The organism is Providencia sp. PROV061, from assembly GCF_011045655.1.
Classification (GTDB): Bacteria; Pseudomonadota; Gammaproteobacteria; order Enterobacterales; family Enterobacteriaceae; genus Providencia; species Providencia hangzhouensis.
On sequence record NZ_CP042861.1, the window covers coordinates 1,596,550 to 1,620,538 of the forward strand.

21 protein-coding genes are annotated in these 23,989 nt (G+C 38.0%); 12 read left to right on the forward strand and 9 right to left on the reverse strand.

Going from position 1 to position 23,989, the window contains the following annotated elements:
• Positions 1-47 precede the first annotated feature (47 nt).
• Genes FVA72_RS07095 through fhuB form a run of 3 tightly spaced genes read left to right on the forward strand, consistent with a single transcriptional unit; the run spans position 48 to position 3,707 of the window.
• Positions 48-830 (forward strand): ABC transporter ATP-binding protein, encoded by a 783-nt coding sequence (locus FVA72_RS07095; protein WP_110592120.1) that lies wholly within the window; start codon positions 48-50, stop codon positions 828-830.
• Positions 821-1,747, forward strand: a complete 927-nt coding sequence (locus FVA72_RS07100; RefSeq protein ID WP_110592119.1) for an ABC transporter substrate-binding protein — start codon at positions 821-823, stop codon at positions 1,745-1,747. Before FVA72_RS07095 ends, FVA72_RS07100 begins: the two co-directional genes overlap by 10 nt.
• Positions 1,737-3,707 carry a Fe(3+)-hydroxamate ABC transporter permease FhuB gene (gene fhuB, locus FVA72_RS07105; RefSeq protein ID WP_110592118.1) on the forward strand — a complete coding sequence of 657 codons (1,971 nt, stop codon included), beginning with the start codon at positions 1,737-1,739 and terminating at the stop codon, positions 3,705-3,707. Before FVA72_RS07100 ends, fhuB begins: the two co-directional genes overlap by 11 nt.
• 234 nt (positions 3,708-3,941) lie before the next feature.
• On the opposite strand, the gene FVA72_RS07110 is transcribed toward fhuB, so the two are convergent.
• Positions 3,942-4,922, reverse strand: a complete 981-nt coding sequence (locus FVA72_RS07110) for a LacI family DNA-binding transcriptional regulator (protein WP_004261663.1) — start codon at positions 4,920-4,922, stop codon at positions 3,942-3,944.
• A 269-nt stretch (positions 4,923-5,191) separates the two neighbouring features.
• Between FVA72_RS07110 and FVA72_RS07115 the strand changes: the two genes are divergently transcribed.
• The 5 genes from FVA72_RS07115 to FVA72_RS07135 are packed head-to-tail and all read left to right on the forward strand — an operon-like array spanning position 5,192 to position 10,677.
• Positions 5,192-6,109, forward strand: a complete 918-nt coding sequence (locus tag FVA72_RS07115) for a GNAT family N-acetyltransferase (protein ID WP_110592117.1) — start codon at positions 5,192-5,194, stop codon at positions 6,107-6,109.
• A 27-nt stretch (positions 6,110-6,136) separates the two neighbouring features.
• Complete coding sequence (locus FVA72_RS07120; RefSeq protein WP_004261658.1) at positions 6,137-7,387, forward strand: MFS transporter; 1,251 nt, start codon at positions 6,137-6,139, stop codon at positions 7,385-7,387.
• Position 7,388: 1 nt separating this feature from the next.
• Positions 7,389-8,465, forward strand: coding sequence for a Gfo/Idh/MocA family protein (locus FVA72_RS07125; RefSeq protein ID WP_004261656.1), 1,077 nt, complete (start codon positions 7,389-7,391; stop codon positions 8,463-8,465).
• Positions 8,462-9,526 carry a sugar phosphate isomerase/epimerase family protein gene (locus tag FVA72_RS07130; RefSeq protein WP_004261652.1) on the forward strand — a complete coding sequence of 355 codons (1,065 nt, stop codon included), beginning with the start codon at positions 8,462-8,464 and terminating at the stop codon, positions 9,524-9,526. The genes FVA72_RS07125 and FVA72_RS07130 overlap by 4 nt, the downstream gene beginning before the upstream one ends.
• 11 nt (positions 9,527-9,537) lie before the next feature.
• Complete coding sequence (locus tag FVA72_RS07135; RefSeq protein ID WP_110592116.1) at positions 9,538-10,677, forward strand: Gfo/Idh/MocA family protein; 1,140 nt, start codon at positions 9,538-9,540, stop codon at positions 10,675-10,677.
• Positions 10,678-10,859: 182 nt separating this feature from the next.
• On the opposite strand, the gene FVA72_RS07140 is transcribed toward FVA72_RS07135, so the two are convergent.
• From FVA72_RS07140 to FVA72_RS07165, 6 genes are all read right to left on the reverse strand, one after another.
• On the reverse strand, positions 10,860-12,464 hold the full coding sequence (locus FVA72_RS07140) for a DUF6056 family protein (protein WP_110592115.1): 1,605 nt from the start codon (positions 12,462-12,464) through the stop codon (positions 10,860-10,862).
• Positions 12,457-13,395, reverse strand: a complete 939-nt coding sequence (locus FVA72_RS07145; protein WP_110592114.1) for a glycosyltransferase family 2 protein — start codon at positions 13,393-13,395, stop codon at positions 12,457-12,459. The genes FVA72_RS07140 and FVA72_RS07145 overlap by 8 nt, the downstream gene beginning before the upstream one ends.
• Complete coding sequence (locus tag FVA72_RS07150) at positions 13,392-13,757, reverse strand: GtrA family protein (RefSeq protein ID WP_110592608.1); 366 nt, start codon at positions 13,755-13,757, stop codon at positions 13,392-13,394. Before FVA72_RS07150 ends, FVA72_RS07145 begins: the two co-directional genes overlap by 4 nt.
• Before the next feature lie 294 nt (positions 13,758-14,051).
• Positions 14,052-14,384, reverse strand: a complete 333-nt coding sequence (locus FVA72_RS07155; RefSeq protein ID WP_371021498.1) for a DMT family transporter — start codon at positions 14,382-14,384, stop codon at positions 14,052-14,054.
• A 91-nt stretch (positions 14,385-14,475) separates the two neighbouring features.
• Positions 14,476-15,777 carry an HdeD family acid-resistance protein gene (locus tag FVA72_RS07160; RefSeq protein WP_110592113.1) on the reverse strand — a complete coding sequence of 434 codons (1,302 nt, stop codon included), beginning with the start codon at positions 15,775-15,777 and terminating at the stop codon, positions 14,476-14,478.
• Between the two features lie 27 nt (positions 15,778-15,804).
• Entirely contained in the window at positions 15,805-17,079 is a 1,275-nt protein-coding gene (locus tag FVA72_RS07165) for an MASE1 domain-containing protein (protein WP_110592112.1), read from the reverse strand.
• A 393-nt stretch (positions 17,080-17,472) separates the two neighbouring features.
• Between FVA72_RS07165 and FVA72_RS07170 the strand changes: the two genes are divergently transcribed.
• Positions 17,473-18,237, forward strand: coding sequence for a phage baseplate protein (locus FVA72_RS07170; protein WP_110592111.1), 765 nt, complete (start codon positions 17,473-17,475; stop codon positions 18,235-18,237).
• Positions 18,238-18,378: 141 nt separating this feature from the next.
• Complete coding sequence (locus FVA72_RS07175) at positions 18,379-19,473, forward strand: glycosyltransferase family 9 protein (RefSeq protein WP_110592110.1); 1,095 nt, start codon at positions 18,379-18,381, stop codon at positions 19,471-19,473.
• Between the two features lie 63 nt (positions 19,474-19,536).
• Here the strand turns inward: FVA72_RS07175 and FVA72_RS07180 are convergent, their stop codons facing one another.
• Positions 19,537-20,103 carry a serine acetyltransferase gene (locus FVA72_RS07180; protein WP_110592109.1) on the reverse strand — a complete coding sequence of 189 codons (567 nt, stop codon included), beginning with the start codon at positions 20,101-20,103 and terminating at the stop codon, positions 19,537-19,539.
• A gap of 311 nt (positions 20,104-20,414) precedes the next feature.
• Between FVA72_RS07180 and tssD the strand changes: the two genes are divergently transcribed.
• A complete protein-coding gene (gene tssD, locus FVA72_RS07185) occupies positions 20,415-20,816 on the forward strand; it encodes a type VI secretion system tube protein TssD (RefSeq protein WP_256372574.1) in 402 nt (133 codons plus the stop codon).
• Between the two features lie 23 nt (positions 20,817-20,839).
• On the forward strand, positions 20,840-21,892 hold the full coding sequence (locus FVA72_RS07190; protein WP_165119668.1) for a PAAR domain-containing protein: 1,053 nt from the start codon (positions 20,840-20,842) through the stop codon (positions 21,890-21,892).
• A gap of 1,188 nt (positions 21,893-23,080) precedes the next feature.
• On the opposite strand, the gene FVA72_RS07195 is transcribed toward FVA72_RS07190, so the two are convergent.
• The gene (locus FVA72_RS07195) at positions 23,081-23,959 is read right to left on the reverse strand and encodes an aspartate/glutamate racemase family protein (protein WP_110592105.1); all 879 of its coding nucleotides are present in this window, start codon (positions 23,957-23,959) and stop codon (positions 23,081-23,083) included.
• Positions 23,960-23,989: the final 30 nt, after the last annotated feature.

Below are 23,989 nucleotides of genomic sequence, written 5' to 3' on the forward strand. Positions count from 1 at the left end.
TTTAAAAAAGGCATGCTAATAATGTTGGCATGCCTTGAGTCCTTTCTATGTTTCGATTAGCAAATATTAATATCGTTCGCGATCATCGTTCTATTTTATCTATAGATTCGTTAAATATACCCACAACAGAACTCACAGTGGTTCTTGGTCATAATGGTTCAGGAAAATCTACACTGGTTAATCTCCTTTCTGGGCAGATGGCACCGGATAGCGGGAAAATTGATTTAAATGGCACGAGTCTTTCTCAATATAAAACGAAAGAATTAGCGCAGAAAATCGCATATTTACCACAAAAACTGCCAGCCTCAGCGGGGCTGTCTGTGAAAGAACTTGTGCGGTTAGGGCGTTTTCCGTGGCGAGGTGCACTTGGTCGCTGGCAAGCTGACGATGAAATTATTATCCAACAAGCGATGGAGAAAGCTGGGGTTGAGGGGTTTTCCGCGAACTTAGCGGACAACTTGTCTGGTGGAGAGCGCCAGCGCGCATGGGTTGCCATGTTACTTGCTCAACAATCACCAGTTTTAATACTGGATGAACCGACTTCTGCATTAGATATTCACCATCAATACCAGTTAATGAATTTATTGAGTGAGCTTAATAAAGTTCATGGGATTGGTGTGATTGTGATCCTTCATGACCTCAACCTTTCTTTACGGTATGCAACACACATCGTGGCATTAAAAAAAGGGAAAATAGAATTTGAGGGAAAAAGCGTTCTTCTCCATGATGAAGCAAGGCTATCGTCACTCTACGATACTCCGATTAAATTAATACCACATCCTAGTTTTCCCGAGTCAGAACATCATAGGGTTGCTATCGTATGCGCTTAAGAATCAATTTGCTTGGCCTTATTTTATTAACAAGTACATTATTATGCTCATTTTATACACGGGCTTATTCTGTTACGGACAGTCGCGGCATTATCGAGTTCAATTCGCCGCCTCAGCGTGTTGTGGTTTTAGATTGGGATTTACTGGAGCAGCTATTAACGCTTGAAATCACACCTGTTGGGGCCACGGAATTAGAGAGTTACCAGCAATGGGTTGTTGACCCAGTTGTTCCTTCTTCAGTCAAAGAGGTAGGAACCCGGGCTGAGCCTAATTTAGAGCAAATTGCCGCATTGAAACCTGATGTTATTATTGCAAGTAGCGCGCAAGAAGATTTACTGCCTTTATTGGAAAAAATAGCGCCAGTCGTTTATTTATCAAATTTTGCACGCCAAGATGACTCAGGGCTTGTAGCCATTGCGCATTTTAAAACGTTGGCTCGCTTATTTGAGAAGACGTCTTTTGCCGATGAATATTTAGTGAAAATGGATAAACGTTTTGCTGAATTAAGATCACAACTTGAACGTGCTTTTACAACGAAACCAAGTGTTGCTGTTATCCGGTTTTCAAGTTTAAGCACTATTTTTCTTTATACTGAGAATTCAACACTCAATTATGTTCTTGAACAGCTTGCATTAAAGCCTGCTATTTTAGTCCCCGCACGTCCTTGGGGAATAGAGCAGAGACGAATAAATTCATTGCAGTTTATAAATGATGGGTACGTGTTATACATCAAACCATTTGTAGAAGAAAAAAAACTGAATGATTCCATATTATGGCAGTCGATGCCTTTTGTTAAACAAGGGCGGATAAATAGTGTTCGTCCCGTTTGGAATTATGGTGGTGTCTTTTCCTTGCAATTAATGGCGGAAGCATTAACAGAAAGCTTATTACAGGTTGCTCCTCATAATGACAACTAAACAGCACTCAATACTATTTTTTGTATTAATGGTGATCGCGCTGATTAACCTTCAGCTCGAACCTGGGGTTACACTCAGTCAGCAATTATTTTTAGTTATCCATCCAGCTTCAGCCGATACATTTGCTGATTATTTTTATTTATATGGCCAATTACCACGCCTTGCTATGGCATTATTAGTGGGAGCAACTTTTGGTTTATTGGGCAGTTTGATGCAGCAATTAACACAAAATAATCTTACTTCACCACTAACGTTAGGTTCATCATCCGGTGCTTGGTTAGCATTAGTGGTAGTCAATATTTGGTTTAGTAACGAGATTGGGTTATATCAAACGCTAGCTGCGATGGTGGGAGCATTACTTGCATTTGGTTTAGTAATATTAATTGCAGGTATTCGTAATATGACAGGCATTCCGTTAGTTGTTTCAGGAATGGTCATAAATATTTTGTTTGGTGCTATAGCGACTGCATTAATTACATTAAATTCGCAATTTGCACAAAACATTTTTATGTGGGGAGCTGGAAATTTAGCGCAAGATGGCTGGCAAAAAGTGGTTGGTTTATTACCTTTATTGTTCCCTGTTATTATTATTATCTGTTTCGCCCCACGTACTTTGACATTATTGAAATTAGGCCATGAGGGGGCTAAAGCTCGTGGCTTATCCGTTTTACCGATTTTTTTACTTTTTATTGTTTTAGCATCTTGGTTAGTGGCGGCGACTATTTCAACTGTAGGGGTTATTAGTTTTATTGGTTTATTAGCTCCAAATATAGTACGGCGAATGGGTAATATGAGTACAAGGCAAGAGTTATTAAATAGTGCAGTTGTAGGGGCTATTTTATTGCTTCTTGCAGACAGCGGGGCAATCGCACTAACAAATTACCTTAATATTGTGGTTCCTACGGGTGTAATGACAGCTGCTATTGGTGCTCCTTTATTGATCTGGTTTAGCCGCCGAACTATGACAGCCCAAGATCAATTATCGATAGGGTTATTACCAACAAAAATAATACTTTCTAAAACCACGGTATCTATTCTTATTTTATTGTTAGTAAGTGGAGTTGTATTTTCCCTTTGCTTACAAACGAATGGTGAACAATATTATTGGCAACTGCCGTCAAGTTTTCAATGGGATATTAAATGGCCTCGTTTATTAGCGGCGACATTTGCTGGATTAGCCTTGAGTATTGCGGGGGTTTTATTACAAAGGATTATTTATAACCCGTTGGCAAGCCCAGATATTTTAGGGGTTTCTTCAGGGGCTACAGCGGCACTCGTTCTATTTAGCCTACTATTAGGCACGGCTATTCAAACCTCATTTTGGGGTGTTGCTTTAATCGGGAGCCTGATTGTATTAGGAATATTGTTATATCTAGGTAAACGGCACCAATACGCACCAGCAAGTTTAATTTTGACAGGGATCTGCCTAACGGCAACGTTAGAAGCTTTTGTTCAGTTCTTTTTAGCTCAAGGGACATTGAGTAGCTATCGGATATTATTATGGCTTTCAGGCTCAACTTATCGTGTGGAAGGGCAACAGGCCATTATTTTTTCAATCAGTGTTGTTGTGTTAACTATATTAGCGATCACGTTAAATCGTTGGCTAGTTTTATTATCAATTAGTCGAACATTTGCACAGGGAAGAGGACTAAATTCACAATTAGCGACTATATTGCTATTAATCTTAGTTGCATTATTGTGTGCCTTTGTCACTTCCACTGTTGGCCCCATTGCATTTCTTGGTTTAGTTGCACCCCATATGGCTTTTTTAGTTGGCGCTAAAAAGGCGAAACAACAACTTATTATTAGTGGGTTGATCGGCAGTATATTAATGGTTTGGGCAGATTGGCTAGGCCAAATTATTATTTATCCAACACAGATTGCGGCTGGAATTTTTGTCGCTATTTTAGGTGGTGGATATTTTTTATTGCTGATGGCGATGAATAAAATCAAGTCATAATTTATGGTGTAAATGTGGTTAGTTAAAGCCTTACTCAAGGCGAGCTAACTAACACTAAACAATGAATTTTGGGTAGTGTTGCATTGAAGGTTGTTAACGAAGGTACGACTTCTGTATTGATCAAAATATGGGTTGATACAGGAGACAAAACCGCTTCACTAGAAAAATTATAGCGTCGTTTCTTATCCGTATTATTTCAATATCACTGCCCCAGAATGGAGGTAAAAAAGTGAGTTAAGTTGAGCCGCGTTCAATTAATTGCCATTCGAGGATTTCATGGCTGTCATCGAGTTGCGGGTGCTTAATTTTATTGAGTAGCAGTTGAACGCTACGGATGCCAAATTGATGCATCGGCTGCACAATGGTACTTAATGGCGGTGTGGTTACTTCACCGAAGGGCACACCATCAAACCCTAACACAGCAATATCATTCGGAATATGCAATCCCTGCTGATGCAAAACACTCATTGCACCGCCTGCGATGACATCAGAAATCGCGAATACAGCATCGGGTTTGGGCGCATTTTGCAGTAACTTTTCCATGGCCTTCGCCCCCGCGGTGTAATCTAATTCTTCTACATACTCGATTTTACAATATTCAAAGCCAAGTTCAGCGAGTGCTTTTCGGTACCCTTGTTCCCGTTGTTGTGAATAGAGGTAACGCATATCACTGTTAATTAATGCAATGCGTTGGCGATTTTTCGCTGCTAAATGATAAACGCCTGCGCTAGCAGCTTGTGAATTATCAATAGTAACCGAAGAAGCACGAAATTCTGGATCCCCTTCACCACACTGTACCCACGGAAAATCCCCAATCATATCAGTAAGCCCCGGCAAACAACTCACAGCATCCATAGTGATGACGCCATCAACAACCTTACCTCTGAGTAAACTCAGATAAGCGGATTCACGCGTTGGATTGGATTCAGAATTACATAACAAAATATGATAGCCGTGGCGTTCCGCTTCTTCTTCAATACCACGTACAACCAATGAACAAAAGGGGTTAGTGATATTAGACACCAGCACCAATAGCATGCGACTACGCGAGGTACGTAGCTGGCGCGCTAATAAATTAGGTTGATAATTACACTGAGCGATGGCGGCGAGAACTTTATCTCGAGTTGCGGGTTTTACAATATGTTGATCATTCAATACCCGTGAAACCGTTGCGGCAGAGACTCCTGCAATTTTCGCCACTTTTTCTATCGACATTATTCACTTTTCCTTTTGTCTATTGCCATGCACAGTATGCAACATCGTGATGAAAAGTACGATTGATACAAGCAACTTGTGATGCAGATTGCAAATTTATCTTTTAGATCATTATTGAACCATTCAGCTAGTTGCTGAAAGAAACAATTTGGCTATATTTTATAAATGAAATCGATTTCAGTAAAAATGTAATCGATTTCATTTTTGGATTTAGCTGCCATTTAGTGAAAAGCCTCATTTTATAAACAATAAAACATGAGAGGTAATGAATGGATATACAACTACAGCTTGCGAAATGCGCTGATCGGAGTGAAGTCGCGCATTTGATTTATCACTCAACGAATGTCTGGTATCAACAAGATGGTTTAGGCGCAATATTTCAGTCTGCGCCTGAAGAGTGCCATTTATTTGTTGATGTATACCAACAACTTGATCCTGACTACCACTGGTTAGCCCGTGATTCACAACTCAATATTCTTGGCTCGTGTTTTTTTCACCCACGAGAAACACATTTGGGCCTTGGGATTATGAATGTCCATCCCGACGCATTTGGACAGGGTATTGCAAAGAAATTACTGTCCAAAGCGGATGAATTAGCCGGAAATTTACCCATTCGCTTAATTTCAAGTGCCCTGAATTTAGACTCTTATTCTCTTTATCGCCGCGGCGGTTTTACACCTTATGCAATTTACCAAGACATGGTGATTTCAGTACCAGAGCAAGGCGTGAATCTCCCTCGCTTGACCGAAGGAATTGTGCGAGATGCTCGAACCGAAGACTTACCGGCTATTTTACAATTGGAAGCGGATTTATTAGGTATTAGTCGTCAGCGGGATATTGAATATTTTTTAAATGACACCGGCGGGTTATGGCGAATTGCAGTCTGGGAACATAACCAGCGCATCGAAGGTTATCTTGCCTCTATCGCACACCCCGCATCGAGGATGTTAGGGCCCGGCTGCAGCTATCGTGATGAGGTAGCGCTGGATTTACTCGGTTGGATGCTAGACAAACATCATCGTGGTGCGATGCCAGTCGTTTTAGTTCCCACAGAGCGAAGCGCACTGTGCCAAGCGCTATTACGATGGGGCGGTAGAATTTGTGAATTGCATCTTGCGCAAGTCAAAGGTGCTGCGCAGAAACCAAGCGGCGTGGTTATGCCGTCCTTTTTACCTGAAAGTGGCTAATAAAAAATAGAAATTATTGGGGGTCTTATGGGTACGAATAGTCTTGCTCAAGGTGGTAAAAATACTGCCCATGTATGGGTAGTACCGCGATTGGCGTTAATGATGTTCCTTCAATTTTTTGTGTGGGGGGCATGGTATGTCACGCTAGGGGTTGTTATGGGGAAATATGGTTTATCAGCAATTATTGGTGATGCCTATTCGACAGGACCCATCGCCTCTATTTTATCTCCTTTTGTACTAGGGATGGTGGTTGACCGTTTTTTTGCATCACAAAAAGTGCTTGGCGTGCTGCATCTCATCGGTGCCGGTTTGTTATGGATGATCCCAAGTTACTTTACGGGAGACCATAGCGGTCTGTTATGGATAATCTTTGGTTATATGCTTTGCTATATGCCAACTATTGCTCTTAGTAACAACGTTGCCTTTTATAGTTTACCGAACAGTGAGAAAGCGTTCCCAGTTGTGCGTGCATTCGGTACATTTGGTTGGATTGTTGCGGGGCTGATTGTCGGTTCAACAGGGTTATCAGATAGTACAGAAATTTTCACCTTGGCGGCAGTAGCTTCGTTGGTACTAGCGATTTACAGCTTTACATTACCACACACGCCAGCACCAGAGCGTGGTAAACCTGTTGCGATGCGCGACTTGTTATGCGCAGATGCGTTTGCCATGCTCAAGCAACGTCATTTCTTAGTTTTCATCATTTGTGCAATGCTGATCTCTATCCCATTGGCGGCTTACTATGCCTATGCGGCGCCATTTGTTGCGGCGACAGGATTTACTAACGTTGGTGGCGTGATGTCTTTAGGGCAGATGTCAGAACTGTTCTTTATGTTATTGATACCATTCTTCTTTGCTCGTCTTGGTATTAAAGTGATGTTGCTGATTGGGATGCTATCTTGGTGCTTACGTTATGTCATGTTTGCCTTAGGGATTGCTGAAGAACTGCGCTGGATGATTTATATAGGTATTTTCTTACATGGTATGTGTTATGACTTCTTCTTTGTTATTGGTTTTATCTATACAGACAAAGTTGCTGGCGAGAAAGTAAAAGGGCAGGCGCAGAGCTTGCTGGTCTTGTTTACCTATGGCGTGGGGATGTTAATTGGTTCACAAATCAGTGGAATGCTGTTCAATAGCATTGTCACAACGGAAGGCGCAGCGGCTCTGCCACAATGGCAAAGTTTTTGGTGGTACCCAGCGATTGGTGCGTTACTGATTGCCGCATTGTTCTTCTTCACGTTCAACTATAAAGAAAAGCCAGTGGAGGAGAAATAAGATGGCAAATTTACGCGTCTTAGTCGTTGGTTGCGGCAATATGGGAGCCTCTCATGCAGAGGCTTACCACCGAATGGAGGGCGTTGATATATGCGGGCTGGTGGCTCGTGGTCATTCAAAAGATGCTCTCAATGAACATTTAGGTGGTGAATATGCCACGTTTGATAATTACGAACAGGCATTAAAAGCAACGCAACCAGATGCGGTTTGCTTAACGACATACCCTGATACGCATGAAGCTTATGCATTGTTAGCACTCAAGGCTGGCTGTCATGTGTTTATTGAAAAGCCGTTATCCACTACGGTTGAAGGGGCTAAGCGCGTCATTGCTGCTGCTAAACAAGCCCATCGACAAGTGGTGGTGGGTTATATCTTGCGTCATCACCCATCATGGCAACAATTCATTCATCTAGCGCATGAGCTGGGTAAGCCATTAGTGATGAGAATGAATTTGAATCAACAAAGCCATGGGCAGATGTGGAATGTACACCGTAACCTGATGCAATCACTGTCACCGATAGTTGACTGTGGCGTTCATTATTTAGATGTGATGTGCCAAATGACCCAAGCTCAGCCAGTGAGTGTCAGCGCTATTGGCGCAAGATTGACCGATGAATTACCAGACAATATGTATAACTATGGTCAATTACAGGTTCGTTTTGATGATGGCTCAGTAGGTTGGTATGAGGCGGGTTGGGGACCAATGATCAGCGAAACGGCGTATTTTATCAAAGATGTTATAGGCCCTCGCGGTGCGGTTTCGATAATGGCTCGGCATGGAGAAGGAAATAGCGACAATGTTGATGGGCACACACGCACTGACTCTTTACGTATCCATTATGCAGAGCTTGATAAAAACAATGCTTTTAAACATCCTGACCGTTGGGTTGACTGCCAAGATGAGCCAGACCATTTGGCGCTGTGCCTAAGTGAACAACGTTATTTTATTCAAGCGATTACGGAACAATTTTCATTAGAACAGCATTTACAAGATGCACTCAATAGCTTGCGAATTGTTCTTGCTGCGGATGAAGCTGTGCGTACACAGCGCACTGTGATTTTAGGGAGTGAGTCATGAAAACAATCCAAGGTCCAGGTATTTTTCTAGCACAATTTATTGGTGAGAAAGCCCCTTTTAACTCATTAGAAAGCCTTGCTGAATGGGCATCAAGCCTAGGTTTTACATATATTCAAGTGCCAACGATCGACCCACGTATCTTTGATTTAGACTTGGCAGCCACAAGCCAAACTTATTGCGATGAGTTGGTTGCCATGTTACAGCAATATGGTATTCAGATCAGTGAGTTATCGACTCATATACAAGGCCAATTGATTGCGGTACATCCAGCGTATGACACTGTTTTTGATGGTTTTGCCCCAGTGAGTGTCAGAGGTAATCCTCTAAAGCGCCAACAGTGGGCGGTGGAGCAACTCATCAAAGCGGCAAAAGCCTCGCAGCGCCTAGGGTTAGTTACGCATGTAACTTTCTCAGGCGCACTGGCGTGGCCTTATTTTTACCCTTGGCCCCCTCACAATGCGCAACTATTTAACGAAGCATTTGCTGAACTTGCGCTGCGTTGGTTGCCTATTCTGAATGTGTTTGACGAGTGTGGCGTCGATGTATGTTACGAGTTGCATCCAGGGGAGGACTTACACGACGGCGTGACATTTGAGCGTTTTCTTGGGCTTGTGGATAACCACCCGCGTTGCCATATTCTCTACGATCCAAGTCATTTATTGCTCCAGCAAATGGATTATCTTGCGTTTATTGATTGCTATCATCAACGCATTCGCGCATTTCATGTCAAAGATGCGGAATATTCACCAAATGGCCGTAGCGGTATCTATGGCGGTTATCAATCATGGGTTGAGCGTGCAGGGCGTTTTCGCTCATTAGGGGATGGTCAGATTGATTTTGTATCTATTTTCAGCAAATTAACTCAGTACGGTTTTTCCGGTGTCGCTACAATGGAATGGGAGTGTTGCCTTAAATCCCCAGATGCCGGGGCGAAAGAGGGAGCCGATTTTATCGCCAATCATATTATTCCAGTGGTTGATCATGCCTTTGATGATTTTGCAGTGGTAGATACTAATCTTCAACAAATCAGAGCATTACTTGGGATCGTAAGTGATAAATAAAGGATAAGGCGATGAGACTAAAGCTGGGAATGGTTGGGGGCGGGGAAGGTGCATTTATTGGTGCAGTGCATCGATTAGCGGCTCGTATGGATGATGAGTTTGAGTTAGTTGCAGGTGCATTTTCTTCAGACGAGCAAAATTGTCAACGCACAGGGCAACGGCTGCATCTTGCTCCTGAACGTTGTTACGCCAGTTATCAGCAAATGGCGCAAAGTGAAGCCGCACGTGATGATGGCATTGATGTTGTTGCGATTGTCACGCCTAATCACTTGCATGCCCCTATTGCCGTTGAATTTTTGCGCTCAAGTATTGACGTTATCTGTGATAAACCATTGTGTACATCATACTCAGAAGCTTTGCAGCTTGCTGATGTTGTGCGAGAAACGGGTAGGAAACTGATTCTCACGCATAATTACAGTGCTTATCCGTTAATTCGTGAAGCGCGCAGCCGGATATTAGCAGGGGAACTAGGAGAAATTCGTTATATTGAAGTGGAGTATTTGCAGCAGTGGTTAGCAACACGATTAGAGGAAACTGAAAACAAGCAGGCGAATTGGCGTACCGATCCAAAAAAAGCGGGGACGGGCTGTATCGGCGATATCGGTACTCATGCGTGGCAGTTAGCTTCATTCGTCACAGGGATGTTACCAGAGTCCATTCGTGCTGAACTCACATCAATGATCCCAGGAAGAGTGCTAGATGACGATGTGCGTGTGCAAATGCGTTATCACAACGGAGCAAAAGGGCGTCTATGGGCGAGCCAAGTGGCTTGTGGTGAAGAAAATGGGTTGCGACTACGCATATATGGCAGCCAAGGGAGTCTTTCATTTTCCCAAGAAAATCCTAATCAATTATGGTTAAAACCATTTGATTCGCCCATGTACTGTGTGTCTCGGGGATCAATGTCTCAATGGGAGGAAAACCGTGCGATGACAAGGGTTCCAGCCGGGCATCCCGAAGGATATTTAGAAGGTTTTGCACAGATTTACCGTGAGGCAGCAACTCGTATACGCGAGGGAGGTGGCGCATCACCGCTATTACCGGGTATTGAAATTGGCCTACAGGGGATGGCTTTTATTGATGCTGCAAAACGTAGCGATGATAACTGTGGTCAATGGATTGATTTTACGCAATATCGTTGCTCATCATAATCTCTGTGATGGATGGTATGAGGCTAATGTGAAATTGAGAGTACTATCACCGAGTTAAAAAAGAAACCCAGCCAGAAAATATGAAATTTGCTGACATATTATCATATTAATGAGTTGGTAGAATCCCGTTAATTACAGTTATAACCTCTGTGTAATATATTACCACACAGAGGCTGTAATAATTATATTTTGATAGTTACATCAGTCTCGTTATATCTTTTGTAAGAAATCGAATATATATCGGATGGCACTACCGGAATGATAAATCCTACAACATTCATACCGTACAGTGTATCAACTTTTAAGTTTTTATATTCATAGTATTTACCGTTTTTTGTCTTGACTATAAATTTTGTGTCAGGAGTAAATTTATTTACACTATCAAATTCTATTGCTATAGATGTATCCCTTAATAAGGTGTCTTTTCCTATGTAAATATTACTAATACCAGTATTTTCACTATCAGGTAATGGGATTTTTTTACCATTAATAATTACAGAGTAATTGTAATTAATAGGGTATACGTTAACTGAATTTGATAAGTTATAATATTTTCCTGTTGCATTGGGGTCATTATAAAGGTCTATTGAGTCACCTGCTCTTAAAGACTTAGGATAATAGAAATTAGGTATTTTATCTATTTTTTGATTTTCAATTATACTTTTAGATATTTGATATTTTCTTATTTTTTGTTGAGCATTAACTGAGTTGTACGAAAAGACAATTTGTGAATATGAATAAATAAAGCTAACTAAAGATAATGTACTTATTACTGATAGGGTTGATAGAGATATTATACTTTTATTTTTTGTATTTAGGATATGGCTAATAGAGAAAGAGCAAGAAATAATATAAAAAAGATGTGGGCCACTAAGTGCTCTAGTCGGAAATGTTGGCGACACCACCATCGATAACGTACTTAACAATCCTAATATAATGAAAAGTAAAGAAAGATAAAAGTTATTGCATTTTTTGTTTTTAATATATGAGGTTAATAGTACTAAGGAAACTAGTATAGGTATCCATGTTTTACTTAATGCATATGGCAATTTATCAGATAAAAATAACCATATTTTACTCACCAAGCTTAATTCATAAAATTCAGTAGATAAAGCCGCTCTATTGAGATTACCAGGACTAAAAATTAGCACTGAGAACCCTATAAAAACAAGTAATGTAGATAAAAATAATATTTTATTTTTTTCTTTATAATAAAGAAATGAAGAGGTTATTAAGGATGTAAGTAGTACAATCCAAGTAGTATTTTCATTGCTACAGCCTGCAAAGAATGAGACGAGAAGAAGTAAAGTAATGCCTTTTCTTTCTTTAAAGTATCTTATTAATGCATAAATGAAAGTAACAACAAATAGATTGGTTAAAAGATAGTTAGCAGCGCCAACAATCCAGAAAACAATTTGTCCAATATTTGGAATTGTAATCCAGTAAATAAAGAATAAAGTTAAAAACTGGAGGTTGAAATATCGATTTGACTTATTGAGACTATTGCCAATTTTTGTAATAAAAAATAAAAGAATAGTTACAATAATTGCAATGGTTGTTGATTTTAGTATTTGAGAATCCGTACTAAGTAGTAAGGTACTAAAATAATCAGAGACAAAACGGCCACTCCATGAAAAGTAATGGTTTAAATGAACGGCGATTGAATTCCCTTTGATATAATAAACAAAGTCATCTGACTGCATTGGAGTTAGGTATTCAATTATAAAAATAAATATAAAAGGTATTAGTATAATTAAATTACTTAAGTTAAAAATACGATTATTCATCAGAATTTTCCATTTTTTTTATGTTTTTCAATATATATTTAGGTCGTTGTTTACTTTCAATATAGATACGCCCGATGTATTCACCTAATACACCAATACCAATAAGCTGTACACCACCTAAAAATAGAATAGAAACAAGTAAAGAAGGATACCCAGGAACAGGGTTGCCCCAAATTAATTTATCTACCATCATCCAACCACCATAGATAAAAGATACAAGAGCGACAAATAAACCAATATAAGTCCAAACGCGTAATGGAAAAGTAGAAAAGCTAGTGACACCTTCTAACGCTAAATTCCATAATTTCCAGCCATTAAATTTACTTTCGCCAGCAGATCTCTCAGCTCTGTTATATTCAACAACATCAATTTTTCCACCTACCCATGAAAGAATCCCTTTCATAAATAAATTACGCTCAGGTAATAATTTTATATATTCGACGCTCTGGCGAGATATTAATCTAAAATCGCCGACATTTTCTTCAATCTCAGGTGAGCTAATCTTATTATGTAGCTTGTAAAACCACTCGGCTGTTTTGCGTTTTAACCATGTATCGCTAGAACGATCAGCTCTTTTTGCGAGAACAATATCTGCGCCTTGTTGCCATTTTTTTATAAGTAATGGAATCACATCGATAGGATCTTGAAGATCTACATCAATGGGAATTACAGCTTCTCCAGTTGCATGCTCAAGGCCCGCAAATAAAGCGGGTTCCTTACCAAAATTTCGCGTGAAGTTTAAAGGGAGCACTAAAGGATCGGCAATAGCTAATGCATTGATAATATTTCCAGTGCTGTCTTTACTTCCATCATTTATGAAGACTATTTCGATATCATATTGATTAAGAATCGGGTGTTCTCTTACTGACTTATAAAATATAGGGATAGCTTCTTCTTCGTTATAAACTGGTACTACTAATGATATTTTCATTGTGGAGTATCTCTGAAAACAAAGATTTTGGAGTAAAGGAAACCTAATACGAGGCTAATGGAAGAAAAAATTATTAAGGTTGCGATAGGTGGTAATCGTAGTTGGTCAGCGGCATAGCCTGTTAGGTAGCTTAGAAGCCCCATAAATAAGGTAAATGATATGTACCGTGTTGCTGTAGCTTTGGCTTTAAAAGTGAATTTTGCATTAGCAAAAAAGGAAAAACTGACCGCGGCGATAAAGCCTATTAAGTTAGCTATAGCTTGAGAGGTTGAAAGAAATACTGTCAGTAGTCCAAAAATAGACCAATGTATAAGAGTGTTTAAAATTCCAACCGAAAAGTATTTAGTAAATAACTTAATCATTTCAATCATTCGTATTGAGAAGAGAATAAGTAATTTAGTATACCTGAATATACTTATTGATGCAGCATACCAATAAGAAGAGTTTATGTGGAACGCTGTGTTAATCTTACTCTTCGAAACACTATTTTTCTGGGCTCGATCAAAAAATTGCCACCAATATATTAGTTGAATTAGGATTTTTACCTCAAGCGTCAGTGGTGAGTAAGCGGTTAACCGGTAGCGAAGTTTCCTATATCCACTCTTGTTGAATAATTTCGACCGGTTAAAAAGAAAAAGAGTATTAAATTTATTAACTCAATGAGTAATTGATTTAGAGAACAGCTGGATAATAACAATTCCCAGCGCAATGCATGCCAGACCAATTAATGCTGGAAAATCAAGTTTCTGTTTATAAACAAAAAACGATAATGCTGAAACAAGAAATATTCCTGCTCCAGCCCATATCGCATAGGCGATACCAATATTCATACTTTTTACAACTTGGGATAAGCCATAAAAAGAAATGGCATAACCAATAACGACAATAATACTGGGCACCAACTTGGTAAACCCATCAGACGCCTTCATCATGGTTGTCGCGGTTGTTTCAGCTATGATAGACACCATTAAGATTGCATACACTTTCAGCATAAAAACCTCTTTAACTTATTTAGCAAACATTCCAAAATGACAATTCTAAACTATGTTTGAGATAAAAATGTCATCATAGCTATGAAACTCAACGCTTAAGTAAGCGTTTATACCAAGGGACAGGAACAGGGTGTACAATAGCCCGCAAAGCACGTGCATAATCCATAATTAATCCTGGGGTCCATGCCATCATCAGCGCACGCCGACGAATTTGAGCCGCAATCCATAACTCTGGCATACAAAGTACATTTAAAATCCCGATAAAATCACTTCTCTTTTGCATAGACAAAACACCATCCAACGCAGCTTCCAAACCATATGCAACACTGCTGGAACAGTTTTGGTATGTTAGGTTATAAATAGGATATTGGCGATATTTTTCCCAAAAACTCAATAAAGAAGCATAGTTATAAACATTGAAAACAATCTGTCTGTCAGATTCACACCATTCGGATGCTTCAGCTTGATAATTAGGCAAGAAACGCCCCGGAACGTTATTATCAGCGGTTGCTTTTAGTAGCCTGAAAAATTCTGAAGGAGAGCGATCAATATCTTCTTCAGGGTATAAGCTGATATAGAGGTGCGGATAGAGTTCTAGAGATGCATGCCCCGTAGAGATTACCCCCTCAGAATCAACAGCCGCAATATAACGATTAATAATTGGCCGTGGTACAGGGCGTTGGTTTGCGGAGCCTTCGGGGGTCCAGATATGAACAGTCAAAATAGTATCTTGTTCAGTTTCTCTATTTAAAGGGGAAGATTGTGGGTTCTCTGTTATTGGTCGCATTGCTCCTTTTTTCTTAAACGACACAGGTAAAGGACGCATTAGTTCAAATATGGATGTTCCTCGTTGGATATGACGGGCTCGAAATGCTAACTTCAGGCATCCAAATCCACTTCCTATCATCAAAAAGCCGATGAAAAAAGAAATTGTTGCTTGGTGATGGGTAAACAGAAAAAAGGCAAACAGCATTTCAATTACGCCCCATAACAGGATTAATTGCCATCCAGGAAAACGTACGATCCAAGCTGATGCAACAACAAACAATCCGGTAATAAAAAAAACAAAACCGAACATTGCTGACAATAATACATTGCTATATGTTTGATTAATTAAGATAACCAATGCACAGAATAAAAACAAACCACCTTTAAAGAAGAGTATCGTTTTTTGTGTCCCAATTCCACTTGAAGCGACACTTAATGTGATCAGACTTTCAAGTAACAATAGAAAACCAAACAAATGTATTGGAAAAAAAAGAATACCATCAATACCATCAATAAAAATAAAGATACCAATAAAACACCAAAGGAGCCCAATCCCCCAGAGGTAATGTGCTTTTCCTCTGATAAATTCGGCACCGAAAAGTAATAATGCAATTTGTAGCATCACTTATCCTTTGTTATTACATCAATTTTAGGATACTTCACCCAAAATAAACCAATTCCCAACAATCATTACTGGCTTGTTATGACTAAAAATAACACTTCCACGATCTTCTATATTCCACCAACGACCTTCTTTATCTTTCAAACAAAAGGTTATTATTGGAAGAGTGGTCTGAGCTTGCTCTTGTTCCCAATGTCGAGCGAGTTTTTCTCGGTCGTCAGGGTGAATAGATTCCATAATTTGCCTTAGATCGGAAAGGGTTATTAAATCAGCCTTCGGATATGAACAATCTGTATTTCCCCATTCTATAGCACCATTATCTAGATTAAGTTGATATACTAGGTGCTGCGGTTTATAAGCCCCTTGTGTGTCATCAATTCTATGAGTACTTCGAGCGACAACCCGTAAAAAAACCATTAATAATGATATTACGGTCAAATATCCCTGTATTAACCACAGTGATTCATGGCGAAATAGGCCATGAAGGTAAAAAGGTCCTTGCTGATTACGAGTGTAATAGATTGTAATAGTGGCAAGTATTAATAGTGCGATTGATCCTCCTCTGTTTCCCCATAGCATAGACAGGGTAACAGCAAGCAAAATAGGGATGCAGAGTAGTGATAATTTAGCAGTATTACGATGCTGATGAAAATAGGAATAGTACATCTGTATCGCAGTATCATTGAATATTAATATTGTGCTAATAATAAGAAGAATAAAAACAATACTTCCCCAAATTATATTAATTTTGAAAGAAGGCACCACCCTTTTGAAATGGGTATTAATTAGCCCCATAATCACTGTTGTCGCAAATATGTTGCCAGTAATATCAGCAATAAAACCATCCCAGAAAATATCATTAAGTGATGTATTATCAAACCAATACAAACTGATAGAAAATAAAACTGCATCTGCAAAACTGACAATTATTACTGCCGATAGCCATAACAATATTAGTTGCAGATCATCTCCTCTCTGAGCATACCTACGGACAATCCAAGCAATAGCAATACAAGAAAGTACAGCTAGAGCGGCGTATATAAGTGAAAGGGTGATTTGCTCATTATCGAAGCCATTCAGAATCAAGTTTAATACAACGAAGCCAATCAGTAATGGTAACCATTGGCGCTTGTGCATACATAAAAAAGCGGTTGTTGCGACACCCGCAGGAAACCAGACAACAGAAATATCTGAATTCTCTGGTGTAAGTATTTCGGAGATTTCACCTGTTACGTAATAAAGTAATAGCCATCCTATTATTACGATTAGTGTGGTCTTATTTGATAGCAAGGATGTTTTCATAGTTTATTTCAGGTTATACATCATAAAGTTATGTTTGGCCTTATCTTAACGCAAAAAGGTCTACATCATTTCTCTTTTCAAAAAATATCAAAATGATATCTTGAGGTATAGCTATTATTATATTTTCTCCTGTATTTTTAGGCACTTTTTATTTCTTATTTTAGTATGAGTTCGGCTCTGTAGGTACTTCAATGAACATTACGCTCCCAGTCAAAGCCAATAGCACCCCAAATCTGAATTTTTTAAAATATAAAACATGGCTTGTTATTTTCATAGACAGCTATTTGTGGAAGATACCCAACATCATATAAAGCAATACTCGAGCAATAATGGCAAAAATTGAACGTGTTCACCACAATTAAAAATAGCTAACTATGTCCCGCAGGGAATTATGTGCTCAAAGGCGAGAGTTATACCAAAGCGGAAGGGGATATGCGGTGCCAAGCTAAGGCGAGTTATCAGTCATCGGGGGGATATGCAATAAACACAGCACTCAATAACGGGCTTAATACTAAGCTAAACACGAGTAGTGTTGACCAATCAACGGGCGAATCAACAACGAGTGTGATGAGCGAGAAGGCCGTCAGCGATGTATTACAAAACGCGGTTAACCTGAATACGGTCTATCCCGTTGGTATTGTTGTGTGGTTCGCGCAAAACAAGAACCCCAATACGTTATTCCCTGGTACAAAATGGCAGTATATTGATGAAAACAAAACCATTAGTTTAGCCGAGACAAGTGGCTCGAATGTTTTCACACCAGGTGGTTCGGATTTAGTGACCATTGGTAAAGGCCATCTACCCGTAGTGCCATTAAAGTATTTAGGAACAACTGTAAGTAGCAGAGGGCATACTCATACCCGAGGAACGATGAATATCACGTGTGAGATTGGATATATCCGGAGTGATAATGCTATTCACTCTATGGCAACAGGCGCTTTTAGTCTTGCTAACGGGGGAACTGGCTATAATGGTAATAACACAACTAGCGGCTATAAATATGTATTTAACGCATCTAAAACATGGTCAGGTGAAACGTCTAATAGTGGAGCGCGTACGCATACCTATTCAGGTAAAACGGAAAACCTCGGTTCAGGAACGGCCTTAACAGTTACCAACGCCTATATCATGTTGATGGAGTGGTATCGAGTCAGTTAGTATCAGCATATTAATGCACAATATTCAACTCAATGTGAAGCATATATGGAAAAATAAAAGTAAGTAAATCTAATGAAATCACTGTATAATTCAGATTAGACTCTGTAAATTATACAGTTAAATAATTATGATGATAGCACTATGGAAATTTTAAAAAAAATCAATAGATATAGAAACATACAAACAAAAAAAATCAAACTAAAATTAAAATTATTATTTATGAACTTTTGTTATCGAGAGAGAGATTCAACGATAGCTGAATATAATAATGTATGCTTTTTTATGCATACGCAGGCTATTGGTGATTCTATTATTACATCTGGATTAATTGAAAGAGTCAGACGTAGTGGTAAGAAAGTATTTATTGTTGGGCCAGAAAAAATAAGGTTTTTATTTAATAGCATAATAGTAGTTGATGGGTTTTACTCATTTAATAAGAAAAAAATACCGGAACTTATCATTGAATTGAGTAAAGTAGATATTGATTTGGTTATTGATACATTTGATTTCGATCATTCTGTTTTATATAGACTAAAAACACTTTTTTTATTAAAGCCCAAGAAATCAATTGGTTTTGGTCACCCTAAAGGAACAATTTTTGATGTAAATATAGTAAATGATAATAGTGATGCTCACTTGTCTGAAAGGATGAAGAAAATACTTAAAATTATTGGGTTGAATGATAATAGCTATGGGTATTCTTTATCATTTTTAAGTGATGAATTTAAAGTTGCGCATGATTATGCTAATGCTATAAAGAAAACTGATAAATTAGTAGTTTTCAATCCTTTTGGTTCTCACCCTGCTCGTTCACTTTCAATGGAGCAAATAAATAAAATTATTATTTATTTAAATGCGCTTGAAGGATATAAAACAGTTTTCTTTAATTTGGATTGTGATTTTTCATGTGATTATTTAAATAATGTTATCTTGAACCCATTCAGAAATGCAGGAGAATCTTTTGCTCTAGCTAGTAATGCAGATATTATAATTACTGTTGATACTTCAATGGTTCACTTAGCAAGTGCATTTAATATTAAACAATATTGTATTTATAATAATAGGCTAAATAATGGTACGCAAAATAATAATATCATGTTTGGTCCAAACAATGATAAGGCAGTTCAATTGACAACAAATGAGTATCTCCAAACTGAGGATGGTGATGATATTCATAATTTTGATATTTCATTACTTATTGATGCAATCAATGATGATTTAAATTCCTTAAAGTGATAAAGGGATGTCTAGATAGATTAACATTTAATAAATCATCTAGACATGACTTTTTTGTTATGGTTATGTATGAAAAATAATTTTAGTTTTCATATCTGTAGTATATGTGCAATTTTCAGGGATACTTGTCAGAACTAGTGACATTGCACCTATTTTTGCATTATTACCAATTATTATGTTCCCCCCTAAAATAGTGGAGCCACAACCTATAACGACATTATTCCCTATTACTATGCTGTAAGGATTTTTTCTCCATCCGATTGTTATATTTTGATAACAAGTAAAATTATCACCAATTATAGCGTGTTTTGTTATTATAATTGATGAGAAGTGATGTATTTTCAATCCGATACCAATGGTTGCACCTAGTTCTATTTCGGTATTGTATTTATGTATTAGTTTATTTTGAATTTTACTAGCGGTACGTCTATAATGCTTATTGGTTGATGAATGCATACAGTTTGCCAATCTCCACCAAAAAATAAAATTAGCTCTATTTCCTTTAGCTATGCGCTTGAGTAATCTAATCCACGAAAACGATTTATTATTCAAAAATTCAACTTCCCAGAATTTCTTGAGCTCCTTTGTGTCTGAAGTGATAATAAAAAATAGTATAATCATATAGTTCATGTAACATAACCTTCTAGATTGATTTGCTAATACCGGTGAATTGAATTCATATTATGTATATTATCAGTCATTAAGTCTTTCTAAAAGTATGCTCCATTATAAACCTGATTTAGTGGAGCATTGGTAGAAGGTTGTGGCCTTAAAGGATTATAAATAACTTATGCGTAAGAATAAGAATTTCTCACTATAGTAGAGAAACACTACTATCTAATTAAATTTATTATATATTTATTCCTGCTTATAGTGAGAGTGTTATAACTAATGGTAAATAGATTTATCACAATGAATTTAAAACTCTCAGGGCCGTTAGGTTGTGTGGGTTCAAGTTCCGAACTGGCTACCAAAAAAATTTTACTAATTCAACTAATTATAGTATGAGTCGTCACCAAAATGTTTCACACTCACCCTTTTCATTTGCAAAATTAGATGATAAATCGACCCCTCTCTTGATGAATAGCATTAATAATAACGAGTTACTTGATTGTGAATTTAGCTTTTATAGAACCGATAGAAGCGGTAAGTCGATAGTCTATAAAACAATCAAATTGACTAATGCATCAATCGTAAGCATTAGTAATCACCATCCAAATGCCCTAGACAATAATGATGCACAAGCTTATGAAACAGTATCGATGAAGTATGAAAGTATCACTTGTGAACATAAAGCTGCAAATACCTCAAGTTATAGTATTACACAAAACCTAGTTAATTAATTTTATTGAGGTGATTTATGGTGATGTCATTCAAAGTGCTAGAGGGGGATAGGACTACATGCGGTGGAAGAGTATTAAAGGGGAGTGCATTAGCACATCGGAGTGGTATTAATTTTAAGCGACAAGCCGTTCAAGGTAATAAAGTTACATGTGGTGTTCATGCAGGAAGGTATGAAATAGTAGGGGGAGATTTTACTCATTTAATTGGAGGGCAACCAGCTGCTGATACCCGCAAAAGTTATTCAACGTGTCCGTGTCACGCCGCTTTTATTCCTTCTAATATCATAGGTGAATGCACGGCTTTAGATAATCTCATTCCTGATGGGGTTTATGTGTGGACAGAAAGAGTAGGCTCTGGGCACTCGTATGTTTCATTACATAAAAATAACCAAATAACAGTTTATACTTATGGTAGATTTGGTCGGACTGGTGCACTTGGCATTGTGGGGGATGGTATCTTAATTCACCTTATAGGTGAGGATGTACGAAATTACTACCGACACGAGTTATACAAAATGAATGCTCGGGTTTTTGCTATAAATGATGCCAATATACAGCAAGTAGAAGCTCACTTTATGGCGTTGTGGAGGGACGGATCTTCCCCTGTTGGATTATCCCCTAATGTGGGCGAGGCAACTAAAAAGTATGGGCACACAATAAACATTTATGATTTATCAACGAGTAATTGTACAACACAAACAGTAAATGCAATAAAAGCAGGTGGCTCGAAGGTTTTTGAAAAAGAATTATCATCTGTTCGTTCGGGGTATTCGTTAGCCAGATATATTGTGACTGGTCAGGAATCTTTTGTGGTTCCCGCATCTTTAGAGGATTACATGGTTGGTAAGAAACAAGATTTATCTTCTCTTGTTGTCGTAGAAGTAACTGGGTTATTCAAAGAGCAGTATCCAAATGTCACAGGTGTTACACCTATGGAAAAAAGTAAATCGAGAACATTGTTTGAAGCCGCATCTGGTGCAGCATCTATGGTTGGATATCATACCGATTTTTCTGGAGAAGAAACAATGGCGATAATTGGACAATTACTTTACGGGGACGAAATTAATGGGAATTAAATTATTCGTAAAGTGGGGATTAACGCTTGGTATTATTGTAGCAAATTACGTTATATTGTTTTTATTGAATGCAGGAATGGCTATTAACCAAAAATACCAAATGGAGCAGCCATGGTCAGATAACATGACTACAATACAATTAAGAGCAGTTATTAATGAGATGCTAGATACCAGTGTGTTAATTTCATTTGTAACATTATTTTCGTTTCCAGTTAGTCTATTATTAATAGTGATAATACATAAAGTACTAAAATGAGATTTTGATAATTCAACTAAGGATTGGTGTGGATAATGCTCGTATCTGTGTTAACACATGATTCCTTTTCTAGTGAGTTTGATAAGTGGTACAAATTATTCTTTTATAGCTTTATCTTACCTATTTTCATGGAATGGCCTAACCATGGAGGTATTGTTGAATTTATATTTCCAATAATTTTACTTAACATTTTACTAGTCAGAACAATCAAACTTAAATTATGAACCATAGAGGAAATGCTTATTTATAATTGTTAATTGGATTTCTTAGGAATAGCAATATATTTATTTTCAATAAGTTATGTTGGTAAAATTAATGGTGTAACTCATCTTATAGTGCTGGCGGAGTCTGAATTCGTCGCTTAACTAAATGATTTTATAGTGCTAATGTTCAATTCAACTTTTCAAAAGTGCCTAATAAGGTGCCTAAAAATGAATTAGTTTATTTCTTGAGTCTATGATTACTTAAATTCACGTAAAAAACTATATTTTTTTCGGTTAGCTTTAAATAAGGTATAATTTTTCATATTGGAAATATTCATAGTGGCTGTAATACTATTAATTTTCTAATAACCTTCAAGGTTTATTCATTATTGGCTCTTGTATAAAACATAATGGATGTTGTTCAGGATATGAATAATGTTGTTTAAAACCTAGAATAACATCCTTGGTTCTTACGGTATTGAATATTATTGGCCATAATTTAAATTAACCAGAAACTTTAACTTATTGATAATTAGTGTGAAATGTGGGTTTTGCTGAAGGTGAATTATAATTAGTCTATTAGAAATTAAACTAAAAAAGGCCCACATGCCTAATGCGGGCCATAATATTTTTCGGTTAACATAAGTTTTAATATCCATCTTCATTAATTGAGACGTATTCATATAGATATTAATAGTACCTTCGATAAATTCATTGGTGTAATTTTAACTAATCTGTTGTTTTTTTTAAAAGAAAATCAGAAAGTTCTGGTGATAAATTTTGGCTACCCATTTTAGGTGATGGCGTTTGCTGGTTACGATTTGGCTGGGGAACGTACTTTGCTAGAGTGAGTGCCGTTGAAATGGTTACTGCGAGATTATCAATCAGTGGAACACTTACTCGCTCATGAAGGATTGCGGGGAAACCTGCGAGTGCAGCTCCCCCCAAAATGACACAGGATGCCCCATCTTTTTGTGCACAGGTATCGCTGAGTTTCACTATCATTTCATAAGCTTTATCTGGATTGTTAACGATTTCTGCACCTGTCATTGAAACAGTTCTCACGGAAGCTAACCGGTTTGCTAGGCCAAAATTTTCAACTTGTTTTTCCAAAATAGGCTTCCATTTTTCGCCTCCCGAGAGAATTGAAAATTTACGTCCAAATAGCAGGGCAGTGGACAGAGATGCTTCGAGTAAGCCGATGACGGGAAAAGGCACCATCTCTTGTAAAATAGAGGCTTCGCCGCAGCCGAAACCTGCAATAATCGCGGCATCAAATTGTGCGTCTTTTTTAAGTTGTTTAGCCATCATATCAATGAGTGAATGCATTGCGATACCGATAGCAACCTCGCTGCCGATATAGTCAGGCCCAAAACTGGATGTTAGCCCAACAACCTCGACATTATCTCCTGCAGCTTTACGTGTTTCAGAGACGATGAGCTGAGTAAATTTCTCAGAAGTATTTGGATTAAGGACTAATAAACGTATTTTTTTCATTAAATTATTGGCCGTTGAGTCGGTAGATGCGATAGTTTTTTGGGTAACCGCTATAGTCGCTAAAGCCGATGCTCCGAGTATAAAATTTCTACGGCTGCTATTCATATTCATTTTGAACTGTCCTTAGTTGAAATAACATAA